The sequence below is a fragment of the Kibdelosporangium philippinense genome, assembly GCF_021390435.2.
Lineage (GTDB): Bacteria > Actinomycetota > Actinomycetes > Mycobacteriales > Pseudonocardiaceae > Kibdelosporangium > Kibdelosporangium philippinense.
In genome coordinates, this window is sequence record NZ_JAJVCN010000001.1 from 3,046,418 (window position 1) to 3,068,176 (window position 21,759).

Consider the following 21,759-nt stretch of genomic DNA (forward strand, 5'->3'; position numbering starts at 1 on the left):
AAACTGAGATACGGACATGGCAACAAAGAGAGGCGATTGGACGGAGGTCAATAACTCTGCCGGTGAATCCGGGTCGTATGCCCGTGAAGACCTTCATGGCATCCAACACCGGCAGCTCGCCCCCTCACGGCGAGTGTTGATCATGGTCCGCGTACCGTAACAGCGTTCCGAGTCAGCATGAAGGCTTCTCTTGTTTGCTTGCTCGGTGTGTCGAGTGGTAAAGATAGTGAACCGGTAAGAAATTTGAACCGACTCAGGAGTGCACGTGCCTGACGCAGTCGTTCCAGCAACCGCGCCCCCCGGTGACTTCCAGCAGATGCACCGCGCCGCGCGAGCCTGTGCCGACCTGGCCAAGAGCTTGGCCGTCGACATCGAGACCATGCGCGCCTTGCCGCCCGCGCTGGTCGAGCAGTTGACCAAGGGCCAGTTACTGCGCTCCGGCGTGCCCATCAGCCTCGGCGGCCCCGAGGCGCCACCCGCGGTGAGCCTGGAGACGGCCGAGGCGGTCGCTCGTGGCGACGCGTCCGCCGGATGGTGCGTGTCGATCGCGGTCACCAGCAGCCTGCTGTCCGCCTACCTGCCCCAGCAGGGCGCCGAGGAGATCTTCACGGACCCCGCGACCGCCGCAGCAGGGGTCTGGGCCCCGCGTGGCAAGGGCGTTCAGGTCGACGGCGGCGTCGTCCTGTCCGGGCAGTGGCCTTTCTGTAGTGGAATCCCGCATGCGGACTGGTTGTTTGCCGGGTTCGTGCTCGGTGACCAACTCAGGGTCGCCGCGATCCCGAAGACGGACCTGACCGTGCTGGATACGTGGAACACCAACGGCCTGCGCGGCACCGGCAGCCACGACTGCGTGGCCAAGGATGTGTTCGTGCCGGATCACCGTGTCTTCTCGGTGGTCAACGGCCCGCCGTCGGGCGCCACCCCGCTGCACCGGTTCCCGCTCTTCGGCTACTTCGCCCTGTCGATCGCGGCTGCCGCGCTCGGCAATGCCCGTGGCGCGATCGACGATCTGCTCGAACTGGCCACCACGAAGAAATCCCTCGGCTCGTCACGTACGCTCGCCGAACGGCCGCAAACCCAGGCCACGGTCGCCGCATCGGAAGCGGCACTGCGCGCCGCGCGGGTGCTGATGTATCAGTCCATTGAGGACGCCTGGCAGGCCGCGCAATCCGAGCAACCGGTATCCGAGTCGCTGCGCCTTGGCCTGCGCCTAGCGGCGACCCATGTCGTGCGCACGGCAGCCGAAGTCACCACCGCGATGTACGAACTCGGTGGTGGAGCCGCGATCTACAAGTCGTCGCCGCTCGAGCGACGGTTCCGTGACGCACACACCGCGACGGCGCATTTCCAGGTCAACCAGGCCAGCTACGAACTGCCCGGCAAGCTGCTACTCGGTGTGCCTGCGAGAACCGAGCAGATGTGAGCGAGCTCGGTGCGGTGATCCCGTTCTGGCTGTACCGGCCGGATCTGGAGGCGCTGGACGTGGCCGAGACCGCTGACCGGCTCGGCTACCGGACACTGTGGATCGGCGAGATGGTCACGTTCGACGCCTTCGCCCTTGCGACCGCGATCGGCATGCGGACCAAGCAGATCGGCCTGCGCATCGGCCCGCTGGCGGTTGGCGTGCGCAGCCCGGTCAGCATCGCGCTTGGACTGTCCTCAGTGGCCAGACTGATCGGCCGCCCGGTGGACGTGGCTTTGGGCGCGTCCAGCCCGACGATCGTCACCAACTGGCACAACCGTCCATTCGGGAAATCTGCGGCACGGATGCGTGAGACGGTCTGGGCGCTGCGCGGAATCCTCGAAGACGGCCGCTCCGACTTCCATGGCGAGCAGGTCCAGACCAAGGGATTCCGGCTGCGGCACGCACTGCCTTCCCGCAACGTCACGATCGCCGCGTTCGGCCCGATGATGACCAAGATCGCCGCCGAGGAGGCGGACGAGGTCGTCCTGAACATCGTCACGCCAGGGATCGTTGCCAGAGTTCGGGAAGCGATCGACGCTCACGCCCGGGAAGCGGGCGTCAAACCTCCGCGCCTGGCCGTGTGGGTGTCCGCGGCGATCAACCCGGGCGCGGCGAGTTACCAGCAACTGGCCGCACAGCTGGTGGTGTACCTCAAACCGCCTGGTTACGGCGAGATGTTCACCGAACTCGGCTACGGCGAGCTGGTCGAACGTGCCAGGGCAGGGGAGTCGTACGCCAAGCTCGCGCAAGACCTGCCAGCCGAACTGCTGGCCAGAGTCTGTGCGATCGGGACCGCCGAGCAGATCGCGGACCGGATCGCCAAATATCATCAAGCAGGCGCCGATCACGTCGCCATTGTCCCGAGCACCGCGGAAGATCCCGCGGGAAGTGCCGTTCTCACCGCGTTGAAGGAGTACACGCTGAATGACCGCTAACGCGCAGTACCGTCTTGCGGCCCGTCCGGTCGGCCTGCCCAAACCGACGGACTGGCAGTACACCGAGGAGCCCGTCGGCGAGCCCGGCGACGGCCAGTTCCTGGTGGAAAACCAGTACGTGTCGTTGGACCCGGCGATGCGCGGCTGGATGAACGCGGGCAAGTCGTACCTGCCGCCGGTGGGCATCGGCGAGGTCATGCGGGCCGCCGCGGTCGGCACGGTTGTCTCGTCGAAGCACCCGGACTTCGCCGAGGGCGACATCGTGCACGGCGTGTTCGGAGTGCAGAAGTACGCGATCTCCGACGGCAAGGGCGTGTCCAAAGTCGACACGTCGCTCGCGCCCGCGCCGATGCACCTCGGGACCCTTGGCAACACCGGCTTCACTGCCTACTTTGGACTTCTGGATGTCGGCAAACCTGAGGCGGGTCAGACGGTTGTGGTTTCCGCCGCGGCTGGCGCGGTCGGCAGCATCGCCGGGCAGATCGCGAAGATCAAGGGCTGCCGGACGATCGGTATCGCTGGCGGGCCGGAGAAGTGCAAGCTGCTTGTCGAGGAGTTCGGTTTCGACGCGGCGATCGACTACAAGGCCGGTGACATTCGCGGCCAGCTCAAGGAACACGCCCCGAACGGTGTCGATGTGTACTTCGACAACGTCGGGGGCGAGATCCTCGAAGCCGTGCTCGCGCGGCTCACCCGCGGCGCCCGCGTGGTCATCTCCGGCGCGGTGTCCCAGTACAACTCGGAGACGCCGCCGAGCGGCCCGGCCAACTACATGCAGCTGCTCGTCGCGCGCGCGTCGATGACCGGTTTCCTGGTTTTCGACTACGCAGCCCGGTATCCCGAAGCCACCGCGGATCTCGCGAAGTGGCTTCAGGAAGGCCGGATCACGTCCCGTGAGACCATTGTGGACGGCGGGATCGCCGCGTTCCCCGAGACGCTCAACGGGCTTTTCGCCGGTAAGAACACCGGCAAACTGATTCTGGCGGTGTGACATGACGTACTCCCCGGAAGACCTCAAGCACCGGTTCGAATCGGACACCGTCGGCCGCGCGATGGCGCTGGTCGGTGAGCGATGGAGCCTGCTCATCCTGCGCGAGTGTCTTTTCGGGGTCCGCCGGTATGGCGAGTTCGCCCGTAACCTGTCGATACCGAGGCCGACACTGTCGGCACGGTTGAAGACGCTTGTCGAAGCCGGACTGCTTGACCGGGTGCTCTACGCGATCGATCCCGAGCGGCACGAATACCGGCTGACGCAAATGGGCCGCGAGTTGTTCCCGGCGATCGTGACGCTGATGAAGTGGGGCGACAAGTACCTGTCCGATCCGGAAGGTCCGCCCATTCTGTTCCGGCACAAGGAATGCGGCCAGATATCCGAGACGTACGTCGCGTGCCGCAACTGCGGTGGTGACATCGAATATCACACTGTCACGCCAGAACCCGGCCCGTCGGGGGTCAAACGGTGATGGCGATCTTACCTTTGGCCTTTCCGGCCTGTGCGTAGGCGACAGCCTCAGGGACCTCGCTGAGCGGATGCACCCGGTCGATGGCCGGCGTGAACTTCCCGGCTTCGGCGAGGTCCCTCAGCAGTTCGAGATCCTTCTTGTTCGCCAACGAGATCACACCGCGAACCCGGTGCTTCGTGAACAGCGACAGCAATGGGGCCTTGAACATCCACTGGGTGCCACCCATGATCTTGCCGCCGTCCTCACCACCGACGACAACCAGAGTTCCCCTTGCGGACAAGGCTTTGCGGACGTAGTTCATCGGCCGGTTGCCCGCGATGTCGAGAATGAGGTCGAACTCGTCGCGGGTGAAATCGTCCTTTGTGTAATCGAGAACCTCGTCCGCGCCGAGACTTTGTACGAAGTCCACTTTGGCCGTACTGCACAGCCCGGTGACATCGGCGCCGAACATCTTGGCGAGCTGCACGGCGTATGATCCGACTCCGCCGCCCGCACCGATGATCAGAACCCGTTGGCCCGCTTGCACTTCACCCTTGTCCCGCAAGGCGTTGAGCGCGGTCGTGGCGGATGTGGGGATGGCAGCGGCCTGTTCGTAGGTGAGGTTCTTCGGCTTCGCGGTGATCTTGGCGGGCTTCGTCGTCGCGTATTCGGCGAACGCGCTGCCACAGATGCCGAACACATCGTCGCCCGGCGCGAACTCGGTGACGTTGGCGCCGACGGCTTCGACGGTCCCGGCCATGTCCATGCCCAAGATCGGCTTTCGGGGTCTGCGTAAGCCAGTGGCCAGTCTGACCAGGTACGGCAGCCCAGTCATCAGGTGCCACACTCCCGCGTCGACGGCCGACGCGCGCACCTGGACGAGCACCTCGTCCGGCTTGGGCGTGGGAGCCGGGACAACGCGGAACTGAAGGACATCGGCGTTGCCGTAGGTGTCCTGAACGATGGCTTTCATTCTTCGTCTCCTGGGTATTGGAAAACATCGTCGAGTGCTGCCTTGAAAACCCGCGCGATCTGAAACGCCATCTCCAACGAAGGGGAGTAGCGCCCCTGCTCGATCGCGATGATCGTCTGCCGCGTGACGCCGACCCGTTCGGCCAGCTCGGCCTGCGTCATCTCGCCGTTGGCGAACCGTAGCGCCCTAATCTGGTTGGTGACCTTCGTGGGCTTCACTGTTGGAACCCGACCCGGTAAGCGGCGATCTTGGCGATCGACGCGAGCACGGACATGAGCACGAACGCGAGGTAGATGGTGTTGGCGATCCAGAAGTGGTTCGCCTCGGTCATCGCGAGAACCATCGCCCCAATCCCGCCGACCACCAGGAACGACTGGCCGATCCGGTCACCGAAATACCCGATCTCGGTATCCCGCTGGTCCTTGCGTCTGTCGTCTTTCGGGGTCGTCGCGGCGATCCCGATCTCGAAAACGATGGAGACGACGATGGCCACCACAATCGTCCAGATCATCGTTGCGACGTAAGGAGTTTCGGTCAGCGCGCCATCACCGTTCAGCACGATGATGGCGTAGATCGTGTAGGTCACGACCGTGACAAGGCCCATGATCCACGCGCGCTTCTCTTCGTACGCCACGCCCGCTCCTCGATGTAAAACAACTTTGACACGACCCAATGTAAAACACCCTCAACATAATGTCAAAGGTTCTTTACGTCAACCCGCGTGTCCACCGGCTCCGTCATGGTGAGTTGAACCCGCGAGCGGCGAACAGCGGCAAAAAGCCACAGCGAAAGCGAGCCGAGCAGTTTGACTCACCGTGACGGAGCCGGTGGACACGCGCGAGGACGGTGCAATGAGAGATGCCCTGAGGTGCAAGCCCCGAAGCGAAAAGCGCGACGCTGGAAAGCAGGACAAACCAGCAAGCAGTGGCGAACACGGTGGCAAGCAGTGGTCAACACGGTGTGACGCAAAGGTGGACACACCATTCAGCAAAGGTGGACACGGCCGCAAGGAACGGTCAACACGGTGTGCAGGAACGGTGGACACGGTCGCAACGAACGGTGGACACGGTGTGGGGTGGCTGTGGTGGCGGATCCGGCTAGGCTACGATCATGAGTGCACTTTTTTCCGTTGCCGGTAAGACTGTGCTGGTCACGGGTGGTTCGCGGGGTATTGGCGAGATGATCGCTCGTGGCATGGTCGAGGCCGGGGCTCGCGTGCTTGTCTGCGCGCGTAAGCCGGGCGCGGCCGCGAAGATCGCCGAGGAACTGTCCAAAACGGGCGAATGCCACGCGCTGCAAGCCGACCTGACATCCACTGAGGACATCGGCAGGATCGTGGACGCGGTCGGCGAGCACTTCGACGGACGGCTGGACGTGCTGATCAACAACGCCGGGACGGCATGGGGCGCACCGCTGGAGGAGTTCCCAGCGAAAGGCTGGGAAAAGGTCCTCTCCACCAACGTCACAGCCCTGTTCGAGCTGACGATCGCCCTGCTGCCTGCCCTGCGGGCGAGCGAACAACGCCCCGCCCGCGTGATCAACATCGGTTCGATCGACGGGCTGCGCGTGCCGCCGTACGAGAACTACTCGTACTCCGCGAGCAAGGCCGCCGTACACATGCTCACTCGGCATCTCGCGAAGCGCTTGGTGGGCGAGGACATCACGGTCAATGTCATCGCGCCCGGCTTCTTCCCGACCGAGATGACGAAGTGGATGCTGGACGCGCCCGATGCCCGGGAGAACGTCCTTGCAGCGATCCCGATGGGACGCGTCGGCAAGCCGGAGGACATCGCGGGCACGGCGATCTTCCTGTCCTCACCCGCGGGCGCCTACCTGACGGGCGCGGTGATCCCGGTCGACGGCGGGATCACCGGCACCGGGTGATCACTCCGCGGGCAGCAGCCGAAGCACCGGATTGACCGGCGCGGTCCCGTCGAATTCCTTGATCAGGCAGGTATTCGCCATCTCAATGAAGTGGTCGTACGAACACACGATGTCTGCGGCATGAGGCTCGACCACGGGCGGGACCGTCGGCCCGGCGAACCAATCAGCCATCGCCGCCGGGATCGGGTAATGCGCGGTACGGTCCTTGTACAGCACCGCCCGTGCGTCAGCCTGGAACGAGATCTCACGCAATTCGCGCAGCGCCAACCGAAGCCGGATCCAGCGGTAACGGTCGGTGCGGGTGTAGCCGTCGGCTTCGTCACTGTGTTGCGAGGTGAAGCGGAGGCGCAGGGTGTTCCCAGCGGCGAGGCCACGCAGGGCAAGGCGTTCGATGATTTCCGGTGACATGAACAGGTTCGTGCCGCCTTCGCCCGGACCCTGTGGGATCGTTGCGATCCGGCCACGGAATCCGGGCAGCGCCGACTGCATGGTGTCACGCCAGTCCATGAACGTGTTCAGGATCCGGCCGACGAAAGCCAGTGCCGTACCGCCCATTTCGGTGTACGGCTCGCGAGGCTTCGAGGAGTCCTGGTCCGGTAGGTAGATTTCGCCGTCCTCGATCTCGCGCTCGACCGATTCCAGGTTCAGGCCGAAGGTTGGCCAGCGCGGCAGCAAGGAGTCGAAGAAGTGGATCGGGAAATTGCTGGTGATCCCGCCGTCGGAGAACCAGTGCGGCCTGCGGTCGCGGTACAGCACGATCGGGCAGATCAACCCGGGCAGCGGCAAACTCATCCGGGCGGCGAGAATCACCGGCACATCACAGGGTTGCGGCAGCCAGTGCAGCGAGACGTTCTCGTGCTCCGGGCACGTCACACCATCCACAGTGGACGTGGACATCTGGGTGATGACGCGATCCGGGATCAAGTCGCGCAGGCATTCCGCGCAGAACTGCCAACGTTCGTCAGCCGGGAAAGGCAGCTCGTGCGGGCGGCTCGCCGACAGGTCCGTGGTCATCAGCGCCAGGTTGATCACGCGCTCACCCGGCGGCGGGCAGTACGCCGGATCGGATTCCCGTGGCTTGTCCGGGCCACGCCAGAGGTCGCCGAAGGTCAGTGCCCGCGTGTGGTCGATGCCTGCGAGGTCGTCGATCCGGTCGGCCAGCCAGGACACGAGCGGCGACACCCGAGCCGAGGGGATGCCACAGACGCGGTCGAGGAAGCTGGGCTTGTACTTGGCCGAGCCCGGAACCAGGCCGAAGCGGTGCGACTTGTAGCGCGCCAGCAGCGGCCAGGACGCGACGGTGTAGATGACCGCGAACGCGCCCGCCACCGCGAACGTCAGCACGAGCCACACCAAAACCTGGATCGCGCCCGCCACAAACCAACCGACCGCGTCGACGTCATACAGCGGGATCCCGGTCAGCCCGAGGATCAACGGGATCAGGAAGAACAACGTTATCTTGCCGAATCTGGCCGCCGTCACCTTGTACGCCCACCAGGCCGCGAGCAAAGCCACTGCCAGGAGCGGAAGAGCGACCGCCCACAGTGAACCGTTCCATGTGGACGGCGGAATGAGCCAACGCAGTGAGTACGGGCCGACCAGCCACAGCGCGAACAACACGAGCAACGCCAACGTGCCCAACGGTTTGACGGCGAACAACATCGCAGTGAACACCGAGGTGAATCGCCTGCGGCCGGTGGTCTTCGGGCTCTGCATCAACGCCGTCGCCAGGCGGTATGCCTTGTGCAGGTTGCCATTGGGCTGGAAAAGCGCTGGCAGGCGCCAGCGTTCCGTGCCCTCTCCGGAGATCAGCCACTTGATCAGCCCGGCCATCCCGGCGAATCCTGGGTGGACTGCCTCGCCGGTGACGGGCGCCGCGGGTTGCCGATAACGGCCGTATTCGGCGGCCGCTGTGGTCGCGGCGCCGATCGCTCCGGCAGACGCGCCACCGACGTTACGGAACGTGTAGTGCTCGGCAAGGGCGCAGACCGCCAGGGGATAGATCACCCCGCTGGTCGTGCCGCCGCGCATCGTGAGATCGCAGGAGTGTTTGACGTACTCGAGATAGCCGCCGGGATCCTGCTTTGCCCGTTTGTCCGCTTCGACAGGCGAGATCCGCATCAAGTTCGCGTCGGCCGCGATGTGATAACGATCCGGTCGCTCGTACTCGTCGATGGCGCCCATCTGTCCTCCCCGAGCCGTGCCTGATTCCTATATCGGCCGGAGTGGACACTAGGTTATGGGCTGCCGGGCATCCGGTATTTCGGGGCGGGTCGCCGGACACCGGCGACCCGCCCCTTTGATCAGAAGGCGAACGCCTGCAGTTCGGCGATCCGGACGGTCTGTGCGACCGTCGGGTTGCCGGTGGTGCAGTCGCTTGTGGAGCGTGGGTCGTTGTGCTGCGACCCGGCGTATGCCTTCGCGCCCGTGCACTGGTTGGTCAGGACACGAACCATCAGGTGCGTTGCGATGGTCGGGTGGATGTCGAACGACCTCGCCGACAGGTCCGGCGCGGTCGGCCGTGGCGCGTCAGCCGGGAACGCGTTGCCCGGGCTGGTGAACACCTCGCGGTAGTTCGCCGGATCCGCGCAGTCGTTCCCGAACGCCGCGTTGCACGACAGGATCTCGAACTGCCGCAACGCCGTGAACCGGTTCTGCAGGTCAGGATCCGCGTCGCCGAGGACCTGCGGCCTCAGCTGCGCGCTGACCTGCACGCGAGTGACCAGCTGCGGCCGGTCGCCGGCCAGGTCGATCCGGACGCCCTTGCCCGCGACCGGCGAGCCAACGGACGCCCAGTTCGTCGCCTCGGTGTCGTCGATCAGCTTGTCCGCGTTCACGCCGTCACCGGTGGCCGTCGCGCCGTTGCTGCGGGACGCCACGTTGGGCAGCAACAACGGAACAATGACCTCGCGCTCGCCAGCCTTGACAGTCCGGCGGACCTTCGTGCTGCCGAATCCGTCCGCGGCCACAACGAAGTTGTACGTACCCGGCGTGATCTCCACAGTGTCGGGAAGGGGAGTGGCCGGGTCGGTGTCGGCGACCGGAACCGAACGGGCTTCGTAGTCACCGACGTACAACCGTCCGGGCTTGTTCATCGTGAGCTTCACCGTGCCGTTGCGACCGTGTGGTGAGGCGAAACTCGGCTTCGGGTCGGCGTCGTTGCCGCCGTTGCTCGCCGCGTCACGGCCCAAACCGTGTTGTGCGAAGGCATTCCACAGGTCCGGCAAGTCCACGCCGCCGAAGCGGATCTGGTTCGCCGCCAGTGTCGCGTCCCGCATGTCGACGTAGCTCACCGCACCGGACGCGTTGAGCAGCAACGCGTCGAACGCCAGCTGCACCCAGCGCCGGTTGCCAGGGCACTTCTCGACCGGCACCTTGCCGTCGGCGCAGTCCCGCTGCAGCGCGGGCGTGCCGAGACCGTACTTGTCGACCAGGGCCTGCCGGACGTCGAAGCTCGTCGAGCTCCAGATCTCGCCGTCAGCGTGCACCTGCAGGCCGACGAGGTCGTAGGCGATGTTGCTGTAGTTGAGCTCGCTCTTGCTCATGTCGTAGTTACGGATACCCGTACGCAGGTCGCCAGTGGCGTAGCTACCGGTGACGTACGGGGTGTCGCCACGCGGCTTGAACCCGTACTCGTACAAGTACTCCATCGCGAACAAGTCCGAGTGGGACTCGTTCATCGCGCCACCCTGCGCGCCCGACCAACCGCTGTTCGGACCCGCGATCAGACGGCCGCTGATGGCGTGACCATACTCGTGCCCGATGACGGACATGTCGTAGTCGCCATCAACGCACGGCGCGTAGAACCCGCCGGGCGTCGGCTGCCACAGGTACATGTTCGTGGTCGGCGGAACGCCGTCCGGAGGGCTCGACTGGTTGGCGTTGTTACGTGACAGGAAGCCAGGAGGCGCGCCACCCGCACGACCACCGGCCTGCGCGTTGCCGCGCTCGGCGTCACCACCGAGACCACCGCGGTCACCGTTGCTGGCCTGCATGTTCCAGGTCTCCTCGGTGAAGCCGAGGTGATACGACCAGTCATGCATCCGGTTGTGCGACGCGAACAGGTTGGCCAGCGCGGCGTCGATGTCGTTCTGCTGCGGGCTGGCGAAGACCGACGGGTTGCACTTCTCCTTGTACCACTGGTTAGTCCACGGATACGTGTACTCGCGCGTCGGGCTCTGCGCCGAGGTACGAGTGCCGACCGTGCTACTGGCGAGGTCGTCCCACTTCTCCGTGCCCTTCGCGGAGTTACCAGCGCTCGTCTGCGTCGGCGCGCCCGTCACCGGGTCCGCGTCCCACGCGACGCCACGGTCCGCCGTGCTGACCGCACGCTCGCAACCCGGAGCCTTCACCAAGCACCACCGCACGCGGTTGTCACGCGACGAGTAGTCAGCAGGCGGGTTGGCCGGGAAGACGTCCCACTCCGGGTTGTCGGAATCGTGGTCGATGATGTTCTCACGCACGAGCACCTGCCCGGTCCGTGCGTCGACATATGTGGTGAAGCCAGTCGGGTGCTCGTCGTCCTTGCTCATCAGAACGACCTGATACGCCGCGCGCGGCGCGCCCTCAGGCATCGGCACCGCGCCGAGCAGCACGCGCGTTGTCCCCAGTGCGTCGGCCGTCAGGTCCGCGTCGGCGGACGCCGAGGCAAGGGCCTGATCAGGCGAAATCGTTGCAGGCTCAGGGCTCGGCCGGTTCGGGCTGAGCGTCGAGCTGAGGTAGGTGACGGCGCCGTTGTTGATGCCGAACACCGCGAGCCCGTCGAGCATGGACGGCAGGTCCCCGAACCGCTGCCGCAGCATGACGTACGAACCCTGCCCCATCGGCCGGTTGACCAGCACCTCCATCGTCTCGACGGAGTTGCCGCTCAGACCGAACGCGGCCTGGTTGTCCGCGAGATAGGCCTTGGCGACAGCCACCGGATCAGCCAACGCGGCCGACCGGCGCTGAGCCCCAGGCTTCGGCACGAGCGTGGCAGGCGTGCCGTACTTGTTCCACCGGACAGTCGAGCTGCCCTGAGCCGCGAGCTGTCTCTGCTGGGTGGAAGGCTGCGCCGCGCCGGGGCGGTTGTCGACGTCACCATGGTCGTGCGTGTCACCCTGGACATGGGAGTCCTTGGGTTGCTGAGGGGCCGCCACCGCCGTCTCTGTCCACAGCAGACTCGCGGATAACGCCCCGACCGCGACGAGCACACCGGCCCGCCGAAGAGGTTGTCTTCGCATCCCCACAGCTTTGTATACATGCGCGGAGGGCGATACGTCCGTTCGTCGGCCTCATGGCGCCTTTACGCCATTGATCAGGCATCCCTTCTCGTACCGGCCGTACAGTACCGAACCGTCGGCGAAATCGACCTGGAAGATCTTCGGGAACGGAAAGGCCCGCCCGACCAGGGGCGTTGACACGCCGCTGACCTGCTCGGCACCGGTCTGCCAGACCGCGACCTGCTTGCCCGTGAACGGATCCCAGTAGTTCGGGTACGCCTTCGGTCCGGTCACGGTCGCGAGCACCTTGCCGAGCAAGCTCTTCTTCCCGGTGTCGGGGGCGCGCCGGGGGAAGGACGCGAACAGGTACTCGGCGGTGGTCACGGCAACCCGTTGCGTGGTCAGCATGAACGCGCCTTCACCACCGCATGAGGCCAGCGCGTCAGCCATCCATACGGCGGTATGGCTGGGATCGCGCGCCTCGACCCACCAGCCGATCGAGTCGTCGCCGGGCCAGTCGTCGATCGGGAACCGGCCCGCGACGCTGGCGTCGAGCGGGCGATGCGGGAGCCGGTCCAGCCGCACCAGCCCGGACGTGTCGGCGGGGTGCGGCACCTGGACGCGGTTGCCGATCAGCGACCCGACATGGCGAATCAACGGGCCGGACGCGGTCAGCAGCCGTTCGCCGTCCCGCATCTCGAACACTGGATAGGCCGTCATGATCCCCCAAGTGTGAGTGCCAAAAGCTGGTCGTAGTGCGCGCGGGGATGGCGGAGGCCGAAGAAGAACTCGAACCCGGAGCCGTCGGTCAGTTCCATCCGCAGGAAATGCCTTTTCCTGATGGCACCGTCACTGTCCACGGAAAACCTGGCGATGTGCGCACGAGGAATGTCGGCACACGGCTTCAGCGGGTACAGCCGCTGCTTGCGTTGCGACTGGACCGGTTGTTCGGTGGCCTTGGGGTTGGTGTCGAGCCAGCTCTTTGGCCGAGAGTCGGGTGGTCCGTCAGGAAACTCGTCGACCGGCTCGGGTGGCTGAAGCCGCTGAGCCACATGCAGCCGCTGCGGAGTCAGGACCCACAGTGTGTCCCGGTAAGGAATTGCCTCGTAATAGTCGAGCGCCAACCTTGTGCTGGGGTAATAGAAGGCAGTGACTTCGTCAGGTGGGGGACCTGAGTCCCTGCCGCCCTCGTCCGCTGTCATTTCCTCGAAGACGACGACCGCCGCTTTGCCAGGAGCAGCGAGAACTTTCTTGCTGGCAGCGCCGAATCCACGTTGCTCGGAGCCTGAGGTCTTGGCAAAGGCGGCCCAGAGCGCGGGTTCCCCGACTGGCAGCAGTTCGCGGGCGTGCACCGCCGCGCCCGCGAACTCGGAAGCGGGATGTTCGTAGTGCTTCAGCCGTCCAGTCCTTCGACATAGTCAAGTTTGTGCCGGAGGGTGTACAGAGTGGATCCGTCGATGAAATCCACCTGGATGATTTCGGCGAACGGAAAACTCCGGCCGGTGAGAAACCGGCTCCAGCCGCGAACTCGCTGCGCGTCCGTCTCCCACAAGGAAACCAGCTTCTCCCATGCTGACCAGTTCTTCGAGGAGAACGCCCACTGGTTCGCGGCCGACAACGCCTGGCCGACGATGCTCTTCTCCTTTCTTGCCGCTTTGCGGACCTCGTGGCCGGAGACCAGCAGACGCTCTGGGAAGATCGCTGCTACTCTGCGGTCGGACAGCGCGAGGCCCGACTGAGCGTTGCATCCGGCCATCGCGTCGGCGATCAGTGCAGCGTCTTGACGTGGATCGTGAGCCTCGACCCACCAGCCGATTGACTCGTCATCGGTCCAGCCGAGCCCGTCAAACCGGCCCGCTGCGGCGAAGTCGCTGGCCGATGGCGGCTGCAGGTCGAGATCGACCGCCATCGGCGTGTCGCCGGGCATCGGATGCGGCACCTGAACCCGTCCCGCGATCCGCGAGCCCACCACGCGCATTCGGGTGCCCAGCGCGAGGCGGATCCGTTCACCGGGTCGCGCCCATTCCCGCTCAAGGTCTTTCCTGACCGGCTGCGGATACTTCACGCTGGCCCTCCGTGGGTCAGGGCGAGCAGACGCTCGTACTGTTCGCGTTCCTTCACCACACCGCAGAAGAATTCGAAGCCGGACCGGTCGACCAGTTCCATCCGCAGGTAGTGCACCTTGCGCACGGTGCCGTCGCTCTCGACCGAGAACTCGGCGATCTGCTCACGTGGGATGGACACCCGCGGATATATCGGGTGCACGGCCACCTTCTTGCGGGCGGGCTTGGTATCGGTCGACACCGCGGCGGCGACGTCCTTACCGGTCTGGACCATATCGTCCACGAAACTCGCGAACTTGCCTTTCTTCTTACCCGATGGCTCAGGCTTGGGTTGCGGTGCGGGCTGGTCGAGCACGACCCCAGGATGGACCCCGATCTGGGCGAGGTACATCCTGGCGGTCGTCAGCGCGAACAGTCCGTGTGACAAGCCGGACATGCGCCGTCCGTGCTGGTAAGCGAGGTCGCTCTCGGACCGGTAGAACGCAATGACGTCGGGCACAGGCGTGGGGTCCGCGTCACCGGCGTCGGTGAGCGCAGCGAGGAAGTCGTCCAGGTTCTTCTTTCCAAACTTTGCCAGCTTTCCGCCCACCGCGCCGATTCCACGTTTGTCGAGCGTCGTCACCTTGCTGAAGGTCGCCCACAGCAGTCGTTCGTCGGGGCGAAGCAGCGACTGTGCGTGGACGGCAGGGCCGGCCGTCTCGGACGGCATTCTGTTGATGCTCACTGGGTCCTCGGCGGATTCGTGTCGTCGGTCGAGAAGCCGCGCTGCTGTGCCGCTTTGCGTTCCTCGTCAGTCGATCGGTCTTCGGCGTAGTCGTACGCCTGTTTCGCACCCCACTCGACTGCAGCACCGGGCAAGTTGTCCAGGGTTCCCTGATAGATCGCCCGGCTTCCGGCAGTGTTGCCGGTAGGACCCAGGTAGCCGAGGCTGGTCTTGATGACGTGCTGCGCGAGCGCCTCTTCCCCAGTGGCGTCCTTGCGGTATCTGGTGTTGGACGAAATGGTCGTTTTGGAGTCCGCGTTGTAGACCTTTTCCCGCGCTTTGTCGACGGTCTTGTACGCGTCCTCGATCTTGTCCGGGTCTCCCGACTTGCGTGCCGCGGCCAGCGTGTCCCGTGCGTTGTCGATCGCTTTGTGGGCATCACGGGTGTTCTGGTAGGCGGAGGAGAGGCCGGTTACCGGGTTGCCCGTGATCTGTCGGCCAATGCCGAAGGTTCCGCGCTTCTCGGCCAGTTTCTCCAGCACACCACCGATCTTGCTCTTCCGCAGTGCGACGAGGATCTTCTCGAGCGCGGTGATGAGCGGCTTGAGCTTGTTGAACAGGTCAGCGATCTTCGAACCGAGCCGGGTCAGGGTGATGGCGGTCTGTGCCGCGGTGAGTCCACCGACCGCCGCCGCGGCGGCGCCGAAGGTGATCCAGGAGGCCGCCAGTGCGGCGAGCCATTCGATGATCAGGCCGAGGACCAGTTCCTGGATGATGTCGATGCAGATCATCACGAACGTGTCGAAGATGTCCGCCGCGGTCTCCAGGATGCCTTTGATGTCGTTGACATCTCCGGCCATCGCACGAGCGCCGTCGCCGAACTCCTTCATCTGGGACCGGAACTGCTCGGCCGACTCGCCTTCCCAGATGGCCGAGGTGGCCTGGCTGCGCTTGTCCTCGGCGTCGGCGACGTTCTTCAGCCATTCGGCGACGTTTTCCCAGCCCTTGGCGGTGCTGCGCATCTGCTCCGGGTCGCCGATGGCCGGTTCGAGCAGCTCGACGAGCGGGCTGATCACGATGCCGATCAGCCAGCCAAGCCCGTTGTCGATGAACGACTCACCAGGGCTGGTGACCGCCTTGATCTGTTCCATCCGCGCGTTGAACGCGGCGAAGGCGGCCTCCGGCGGACTGCCCGGGTCTTTCAGCTGCGCCGTGACGTCCTGGGTGGCCTTCGACCAGGAACTGCCGTAGGCGCTGGCCTGCTGGTACATGTTCTTGCGGGTGCTGTCACCCGCGCTGTTGAGGTCGCCGAGGGTTCCGACACCCTTATCGACGTCCGCGAGGCCGCTCGTGTTGTTGGCTTCGGTCGCGCCGTAGGCCTTCGCCGTCTGCTGGACCGTCGCGGAGATCTCGGTCAGGTACGTGGCCGCCTGTTTGGCCATTGCCTGGCATTCCATCAAGGACTCGGCGTACTTGTCCTTGAAGTAGAAGAACAATGGGCCGAAACAGTCGTCGCTGACCCTGGCCTGTTCGAGCAGTTTCTCCAGACCGGCGAAGTTATCCGACTGTTTGACCGAGCCTTCACCGTGCGCCAACAGCTGGGCGCCGTCGACCGCGAACCCGGTCATCGCTTGATCCCTTGGAAGCCGTCGTAGTCGTCATCGTCGTGGCTCGGCCGTGGGCGCGGTTGCATGGCGGGTGGTGCTCCTGGGATCGGCAGGCTCGATGCCGGAGGTGGCTCGGATGGGCCGATCGGGTTCACTGCCGGGGCGTGTGCTCGGAAAGCTTCCTGGAACCGTTCGAATCCCTCGTCGCCGATCGCCGGGCGGACGATCTCCTCGGTCATCGCGGCGGCTTGCTGGGTTGCCTGCCGGATCGTGCTCAGGATTTCCTGGGTGAGCTGGGTGTGGGTGCGGGTCATCGCCGCGGGTGATAACTGCAGTCCGAGAATCGCGCCGGAAGGCGCGACCGTCACTGTGACCGATCCGTCCGAATTGCGGGCGCTGCCTTTCAGCTCCCCCAATCGGTCCTTCAGTTGGGCCGCACGGGCCGCTTGTTCCTTGAACTGACGCATCTTCTGCTGGAACGCCGCGTTATTCGGCACAGCGTCGTCGATCGCCACGAATCCCCCCTTCAGGATGGTGCTGGGGGATCGTAACCAAAACAATGGCCCGCCCGGGTCGAAACCGGGCGGGCCATTGTCACAGCGTTAACAATCAGGCAGGCAGTTGCCAGACCTGGTTCGCGCTGGCGGCACAGTCCCAGATCTGCAGACGGGTGCCGTCCGCGGAGCTGTTACCGGTGGCGTCGAGGCAACGCCCCGATGCCGCGTTGCGCAGCGTGCCGTCGCCGTTGGCCTGCCACGACTGTGCGCCAGTGCCGTTGCAGTCCCACAGCTGGATTACCGTGCCGTTCGCGGTGCCCGCGCCCGCCACGTCCATGCACTTGCCGAGCGCCCGGAGCGTGTTGTCGGTACCGACAGTCCACGTCTGCGCGCCCGTGCCGTTGCAGGAGTAGATCTGAACCGCGGTTCCGTTGGCGGAGTTGGCCCCCGCAACGTCGACGCACTTGCCAGCGATACCGGTGATCGGACCGGACCTACCGCCACCGGGTGGCGGGGTGGTGCCGCCGGCCGCGTCGAAGATCGCGCTCAGCAACGATGTCGCGCCGCTCGTGTCCTGGGACAGCTCCCAGTTCATGATGCCGCCCGCGTTGGCAACCGCCCACTGGGTCTTGCGCCTGATCGTGGGGATGCCGTTGTAGCACTGCGTGCCGCCGCTGATGTTCGCGCAGTCACGGTTCGCGTTGGCCGGGTCGGCCGCGACGATCTGCGAGTACGGAACGTAAACCGGACGGCTGTAGAAAGGCACACCCAGCACGGTCTTGCTGGCTGGCAGACCGCGGCCCTTCCAGAAGTTCGCCGACTGGATCGACCAGTCGTAGTTGGCGTGCGGGCTGCCGCCGTCGTACGCCATGATGTTGAGCCAGTCGACGATCCCGAAGACAGCGGGCTCCACACCGTTGGCGGTGCCACCGCCGGAAACCACGGCCGCGGTGAGCAGCTTGCCCCGGCTGTGCAGCGCGTCACCGAGCTGGCGCATCATCGCGGTGTAGTTCGCCGCCGACTGACCTGGATCCGGGTATTCCCAGTCCATGTCGATGCCGTCGAGGTTGTATTCGTTGACCACGCCGATCAACGCGCTCACGAACGTGGTGCGGCTACCCGCGTTGCCGGCCAACTGCTCGAAAGCCGAGTCGTTGCCGTCATTCCAGCCACCCACGGCCAGCGACACCCGGACACCGTTGTTGTGTCCCAAGGAAACCAGCGACCGAAGCTTGTTCGGGTCAGGAATTCCCTGCAGTGTGCCGTTGGAGTTCGGCAGCACGAAGGAGTAGTTGATGTGGGTGAGCTTGCTGTACTGAATGCTGTTGACGTTGCCGGACCACGACGGCATGTAGCCGACGCTCTTGAAGCCAGGTGGCAACGCCGCCACGGCAGCGGATGGCGCGACAGCGGGTGCCGCGTTGGCCGTTGTCGTGACTGCGACCGTGACTCCTGTCGCGACAGTGGCAAAGGCAATGCCTGCGGCGCTCAGGCGTTTGCCCAGTTTTGTCCATTGCATGAACGGTTCCCTTTCACATGGGGTCCCGTTGCGTCGCAAAAACAGTCGGTGCCGGAAGGCAGGGGGCCGACATCGACGCAAAGGAGACGAAACCCGTTGATATCTGCAGGGGTTTGGGTTTCGGCGAAGGGGAGAGCGAACTATCTCGCGGAGCGCGCTCTTGTCACACGCCGCGGATGGCTTTCTCTGCTCAGTGTCTTCATCGACACGTCCCTTCACTCAAGTGGCGGCGTGCCTTCAAGGTACTGCATGGCTAAAACTAAGTCACGACAAGGGAAGTAAAGGTGTTCGTTCGGTTGTCGAACGAACTGTTCGCGCAGGTCTATACCGGTCTAAACCACCTGGTGCGTCCGAAGAGGATGATCAGGATGGACGGTAGCGGGTTCCAGCATCACGCAGCCCTCGGCAGTCCGATAGGGACCGTGCGGCATTCCTGGCCTGCGTGAAGCGAAGTCGCCCGCCTGGAATGTACGGTCCAATGTGTGATCATGCAGTGAACCGCAGAGGATGTACACCTCTTCGACATAGTCGTGGGTGATCACTCCGGCAGCCGTCGTGTCGAGGCCAGGTTCCCAGCGCGCCAGCCTGGTCAGGATCCGCGGGTCGTCATCGTTGCGGGACAACACCCGCTCGGCGACTCCGTCTTGGTCGCTGTCCTGTCAGGGGATGTCACCGGCAGGGAAGAACTCGCGTTCGGTTTTCACGTCTGCATCTTGACGGGCGCCCGTACCGGACGCCCGTCAAGTGTTATGCGGTCAGTGCTTTGTCGTGCTGATCGAGAAGTCCGAGAAGTACGCGTGTACTTCCTTCTTTGGTCCCCAACTGGTGTCGTGTCCACCGAAGAACGTCGAGAAGAAGACGCCCTTGAAGGGGATCGACGCGATGTTCGGTGCCTCGCGCACCGAGAGCACCTGCCGGTTGTCGTACCAGACAGTGATCTGGCCGGTTGACCGGTTCACCATCTGCTCGATCGTGTGGGTCTGGTTGTCAGCGGCGAAACTCCACGAACCGAGACCGACGTCCCGGCCGTATCCGCTGCCACCAGGGGTGTAGACGTAGACCTCGCCCTTGCTGCCGTTACGGAACATGAAGCGGGTGGACCATGCGTTCCCATGGTTGCCACCGCTTGCCTGTCCCGGATCCCCGCCATAGAGGCCGGGGAGCTTCCCGCCTAGACCCCAGTCGAAACCACTGGGGAACCGGACCCGGTAACGGAAGTACAGGGTTGACGAGTTGCGCAGATCGGACCGGCCGATCTTGCCGAGGTCCTGATAGAACTGACCTCCTCCGCTTGTCGGGCAGTTCGTGCACGAGGGTGCGGAGGAACCCTTGCCGTACTTGACATCCAGCGTGGCGCCGGATGCCGACATGTTGCCGAACCCGAACTCGCCTCGGCCGTCGATTCCCCAGCTTCCCCGCCACGAGGACGAGTTGAAGCCGGAGAACGTTCCGGACCAGGGCGCGGGTGCGGCCTGTGCGGCCGGGGCACTCATGGAAATGAGGCCGGCCAAGGCAGCGCAGGCGACAATCGCCTTACGCAGCCGGGAACCGTGCAGGGACATGCGATTCCTTCCAACGCGCGGGCAGGGACCCGTTGGCGGCGGCGCATAGGTCAGAACGGTAAGGCCAAGTTCCCTATTTGTTCAAGCATTTGACGTTTGTTCATGTATATGAATGGCGATCGGGCGTACGATGACGCCCGTGGACAACGACATCGAAGACAACGCCGACACCGGAATCCTCGATCCTGAGGACACATTGGACGACCGGAATGCCTACGACGAGGGCTACTCGCCGCCGGAGAAGGCGCCCGTGCTCGACGAGGGCGTGAGCTTCGAAGACCGGCTCGCCCGCGAGGAACCGGATGTGTCCTATGACGACGAAGACGACGATCTCGGCGACGCGCGGGACACCGACGGCGAACTGATCGACGACGAGGTCGGCGACTTCCGTGCCGGTCGCCTCGTCGCACAGGACGAAGGCTTCGGATCCGACACCGACGACGAGCTCTACGCCTCGGACGTGGGCATCGACGGCGGCGCGGCCTCGGCCGAGGAGGCGGCCGTGCACCTGGTCGACCCACGCGAATACTGAGCCGTTCACGATGATCCGTGAGCCGCGTTGCTCTGGCGGTAGGCCCCGGTGATAACCACAATGCACCCATGAGCATCGTGACCCGGGGCTTCCGGAGCAGACGGGACTCGGCACCCGATCTGCCGCCAGGCCAGTACCTCACGCACGATTTCCCGGTCCTGTCCGCGGGGCCGACGCCCCGGATCAAGGCAGACGACTGGCAGTTCACGATCACGACCGAAGCCAGTGCCAAACACACCTGGACGTGGCGTGACCTGCAGGCATTGCCCAGCGAGAGGCCGACGGTCGACATCCACTGTGTGACGAAGTGGTCGAAGCTGCACACCAGCTGGCAGGGCGTCTCGCTGGACGTGTTGTTCGACGCGGTCGACACAGGCGCTGATTACGCCGTTGTCCACTCATACGGCGGCTACACCACGAACCTGCCGGTAGAAGACCTGCTCGACGGCAAGGCCTGGCTCGTACACCGCTTCGAAGGCGAAGATCTGCCGCCCGAGCACGGCGGTCCGGTCCGGCTGCTCGTGCCGCACCTGTACTTCTGGAAGTCCGCGAAATGGGTCAAAGGCCTTACGCTCGGCGACCACGACGAGCCCGGATTCTGGGAGACGCTCGGGTACCACAACTACGGTGACCCGTGGCGCGAGCAGAGGTACACGGGCGACTGATGGTCCTGCACTGGTTGCCCGGGACCGTCGCGGACATCCGGGTGGAAACACCGACATCCCGCACGATCCTGTTCGACGTACCCGACTGGCCAGGACACCTGGCCGGGCAGCACATCGACATCCGGCTCACCGCCGAGGACGGCTACAGCACGCAGCGCAGTTACTCGCTGGCCGCGCCGACGGACGACGAGCGGATCGAGATCATGGTCCAGGAGGTGCCCGATGGCGAGGTGTCGCCATTCTTGGTCCAGGACCTGCTGCCGGATGACGTGATCGAACTGCGCGGGCCGATCGGCGGCTGGTTCACTTGGGAGCCGTCGCTGGACGTACCGGTGTCGCTGGTCGCGGGCGGTTCAGGGATCGTGCCGCTGATGGCGATGATCCGGGCCCGCGCGCAGGCGGGCAGCAACGCCGATTTCAAGCTGCTGTACTCGGTCCGCGGCCCGCAGGACGAGTACTACGCGGACGAACTGGCCAAGCATTCCATAGAGGTGACCAGGATCTACACCCGTGCCACGTCGCCATCGGGACGGCCCGCTGGCCGCGTCGACCCGTCGGACCTGGCGATGTTGTGGCCCCCTGACGCGGGCGCCCGGACGTATGTCTGCGGTCCGACCGGTTTCGTCGAAGCGGTGGCGAAACTACTGGTGGATGACGGACACGACCCGCGCGCGATCCGTACCGAACGATTCGGCCCATCCGGAGGATGAC

Annotated in this window: 22 protein-coding genes; 8 read left to right on the forward strand and 14 right to left on the reverse strand. The window is 64.9% G+C overall.

Going from position 1 to position 21,759, the window contains the following annotated elements:
* Positions 1-265: 265 nt before the first annotated feature.
* From LWC34_RS13965 to LWC34_RS13980, 4 genes are read left to right on the forward strand one after another with little or no spacing between them, the layout of a single operon-like run.
* Positions 266-1,423, forward strand: a complete 1,158-nt coding sequence (locus LWC34_RS13965) for an acyl-CoA dehydrogenase family protein (RefSeq protein WP_233725476.1) — start codon at positions 266-268, stop codon at positions 1,421-1,423.
* Positions 1,420-2,400, forward strand: coding sequence for an LLM class F420-dependent oxidoreductase (locus tag LWC34_RS13970; RefSeq protein ID WP_233725477.1), 981 nt, complete (start codon positions 1,420-1,422; stop codon positions 2,398-2,400). The genes LWC34_RS13965 and LWC34_RS13970 overlap by 4 nt, the downstream gene beginning before the upstream one ends.
* A complete protein-coding gene (locus tag LWC34_RS13975) occupies positions 2,390-3,391 on the forward strand; it encodes an NADP-dependent oxidoreductase (protein ID WP_233725478.1) in 1,002 nt (333 codons plus the stop codon). Before LWC34_RS13970 ends, LWC34_RS13975 begins: the two co-directional genes overlap by 11 nt.
* A 1-nt stretch (position 3,392) precedes the next feature.
* The gene (locus LWC34_RS13980) at positions 3,393-3,863 is read left to right on the forward strand and encodes a winged helix-turn-helix transcriptional regulator (protein ID WP_233725479.1); all 471 of its coding nucleotides are present in this window, start codon (positions 3,393-3,395) and stop codon (positions 3,861-3,863) included.
* Here the strand turns inward: LWC34_RS13980 and LWC34_RS13985 are convergent.
* The 3 genes from LWC34_RS13985 to LWC34_RS13995 are packed head-to-tail and all read right to left on the reverse strand — an operon-like array spanning position 3,853 to position 5,449.
* Positions 3,853-4,815 carry an NAD(P)-dependent alcohol dehydrogenase gene (locus LWC34_RS13985; RefSeq protein WP_233725480.1) on the reverse strand — a complete coding sequence of 321 codons (963 nt, stop codon included), beginning with the start codon at positions 4,813-4,815 and terminating at the stop codon, positions 3,853-3,855. The two genes, LWC34_RS13980 and LWC34_RS13985, sit on opposite strands and share 11 nt — an antisense overlap.
* Positions 4,812-5,033 (reverse strand): helix-turn-helix transcriptional regulator, encoded by a 222-nt coding sequence (locus tag LWC34_RS13990; RefSeq protein ID WP_372496489.1) that lies wholly within the window; start codon positions 5,031-5,033, stop codon positions 4,812-4,814. The genes LWC34_RS13985 and LWC34_RS13990 overlap by 4 nt, the downstream gene beginning before the upstream one ends.
* Positions 5,030-5,449, reverse strand: coding sequence for a hypothetical protein (locus tag LWC34_RS13995; protein ID WP_233725481.1), 420 nt, complete (start codon positions 5,447-5,449; stop codon positions 5,030-5,032). Before LWC34_RS13995 ends, LWC34_RS13990 begins: the two co-directional genes overlap by 4 nt.
* A 476-nt stretch (positions 5,450-5,925) precedes the next feature.
* Here LWC34_RS13995 and LWC34_RS14000 point away from each other — a divergent pair, with 476 nt between their 5' ends.
* Positions 5,926-6,699, forward strand: a complete 774-nt coding sequence (locus LWC34_RS14000) for a glucose 1-dehydrogenase (protein ID WP_233725482.1) — start codon at positions 5,926-5,928, stop codon at positions 6,697-6,699.
* Here the strand turns inward: LWC34_RS14000 and LWC34_RS14005 are convergent, their stop codons facing one another.
* From LWC34_RS14005 to LWC34_RS14055, 11 genes are all read right to left on the reverse strand, one after another.
* Positions 6,700-8,883 (reverse strand): patatin-like phospholipase domain-containing protein, encoded by a 2,184-nt coding sequence (locus LWC34_RS14005; protein ID WP_284051443.1) that lies wholly within the window; start codon positions 8,881-8,883, stop codon positions 6,700-6,702.
* A gap of 119 nt (positions 8,884-9,002) precedes the next feature.
* Positions 9,003-11,921, reverse strand: coding sequence for a M36 family metallopeptidase (locus LWC34_RS14010; protein WP_233725483.1), 2,919 nt, complete (start codon positions 11,919-11,921; stop codon positions 9,003-9,005).
* A 51-nt stretch (positions 11,922-11,972) separates the two neighbouring features.
* Positions 11,973-12,620 (reverse strand): hypothetical protein, encoded by a 648-nt coding sequence (locus tag LWC34_RS14015; protein WP_233725484.1) that lies wholly within the window; start codon positions 12,618-12,620, stop codon positions 11,973-11,975.
* A complete protein-coding gene (locus LWC34_RS14020) occupies positions 12,617-13,252 on the reverse strand; it encodes a hypothetical protein (protein ID WP_233725485.1) in 636 nt (211 codons plus the stop codon). The genes LWC34_RS14015 and LWC34_RS14020 overlap by 4 nt, the downstream gene beginning before the upstream one ends.
* A gap of 41 nt (positions 13,253-13,293) precedes the next feature.
* Positions 13,294-13,965 (reverse strand): hypothetical protein, encoded by a 672-nt coding sequence (locus tag LWC34_RS14025; protein WP_233725486.1) that lies wholly within the window; start codon positions 13,963-13,965, stop codon positions 13,294-13,296.
* Positions 13,962-14,672 (reverse strand): hypothetical protein, encoded by a 711-nt coding sequence (locus tag LWC34_RS14030; RefSeq protein WP_233725487.1) that lies wholly within the window; start codon positions 14,670-14,672, stop codon positions 13,962-13,964. Before LWC34_RS14030 ends, LWC34_RS14025 begins: the two co-directional genes overlap by 4 nt.
* 11 nt (positions 14,673-14,683) lie before the next feature.
* Positions 14,684-16,294, reverse strand: a complete 1,611-nt coding sequence (locus LWC34_RS14035) for a WXG100 family type VII secretion target (RefSeq protein ID WP_233725488.1) — start codon at positions 16,292-16,294, stop codon at positions 14,684-14,686.
* A complete protein-coding gene (locus LWC34_RS14040; protein WP_233725489.1) occupies positions 16,291-16,788 on the reverse strand; it encodes a YbaB/EbfC family nucleoid-associated protein in 498 nt (165 codons plus the stop codon). The genes LWC34_RS14035 and LWC34_RS14040 overlap by 4 nt, the downstream gene beginning before the upstream one ends.
* 94 nt (positions 16,789-16,882) lie before the next feature.
* Positions 16,883-18,289 carry a glycosyl hydrolase family 18 protein gene (locus tag LWC34_RS14045; protein ID WP_233725490.1) on the reverse strand — a complete coding sequence of 469 codons (1,407 nt, stop codon included), beginning with the start codon at positions 18,287-18,289 and terminating at the stop codon, positions 16,883-16,885.
* 332 nt (positions 18,290-18,621) lie between these two features.
* Positions 18,622-18,915 (reverse strand): cupin domain-containing protein, encoded by a 294-nt coding sequence (locus LWC34_RS14050; RefSeq protein WP_233725491.1) that lies wholly within the window; start codon positions 18,913-18,915, stop codon positions 18,622-18,624.
* 129 nt (positions 18,916-19,044) lie between these two features.
* Positions 19,045-19,851, reverse strand: a complete 807-nt coding sequence (locus tag LWC34_RS14055; protein ID WP_233725492.1) for a polysaccharide lyase — start codon at positions 19,849-19,851, stop codon at positions 19,045-19,047.
* Between the two features lie 139 nt (positions 19,852-19,990).
* Here LWC34_RS14055 and LWC34_RS14060 point away from each other — a divergent pair, with 139 nt between their 5' ends.
* From LWC34_RS14060 to LWC34_RS14070, 3 genes are all read left to right on the forward strand, one after another.
* Positions 19,991-20,383 (forward strand): DUF5709 domain-containing protein, encoded by a 393-nt coding sequence (locus LWC34_RS14060; protein ID WP_233725493.1) that lies wholly within the window; start codon positions 19,991-19,993, stop codon positions 20,381-20,383.
* Positions 20,384-20,451: 68 nt separating this feature from the next.
* A complete protein-coding gene (locus LWC34_RS14065) occupies positions 20,452-21,048 on the forward strand; it encodes a sulfite oxidase-like oxidoreductase (RefSeq protein WP_233725494.1) in 597 nt (198 codons plus the stop codon).
* Complete coding sequence (locus tag LWC34_RS14070) at positions 21,018-21,758, forward strand: ferredoxin reductase (protein ID WP_308200034.1); 741 nt, start codon at positions 21,018-21,020, stop codon at positions 21,756-21,758. Before LWC34_RS14065 ends, LWC34_RS14070 begins: the two co-directional genes overlap by 31 nt.
* Position 21,759: the final 1 nt, after the last annotated feature.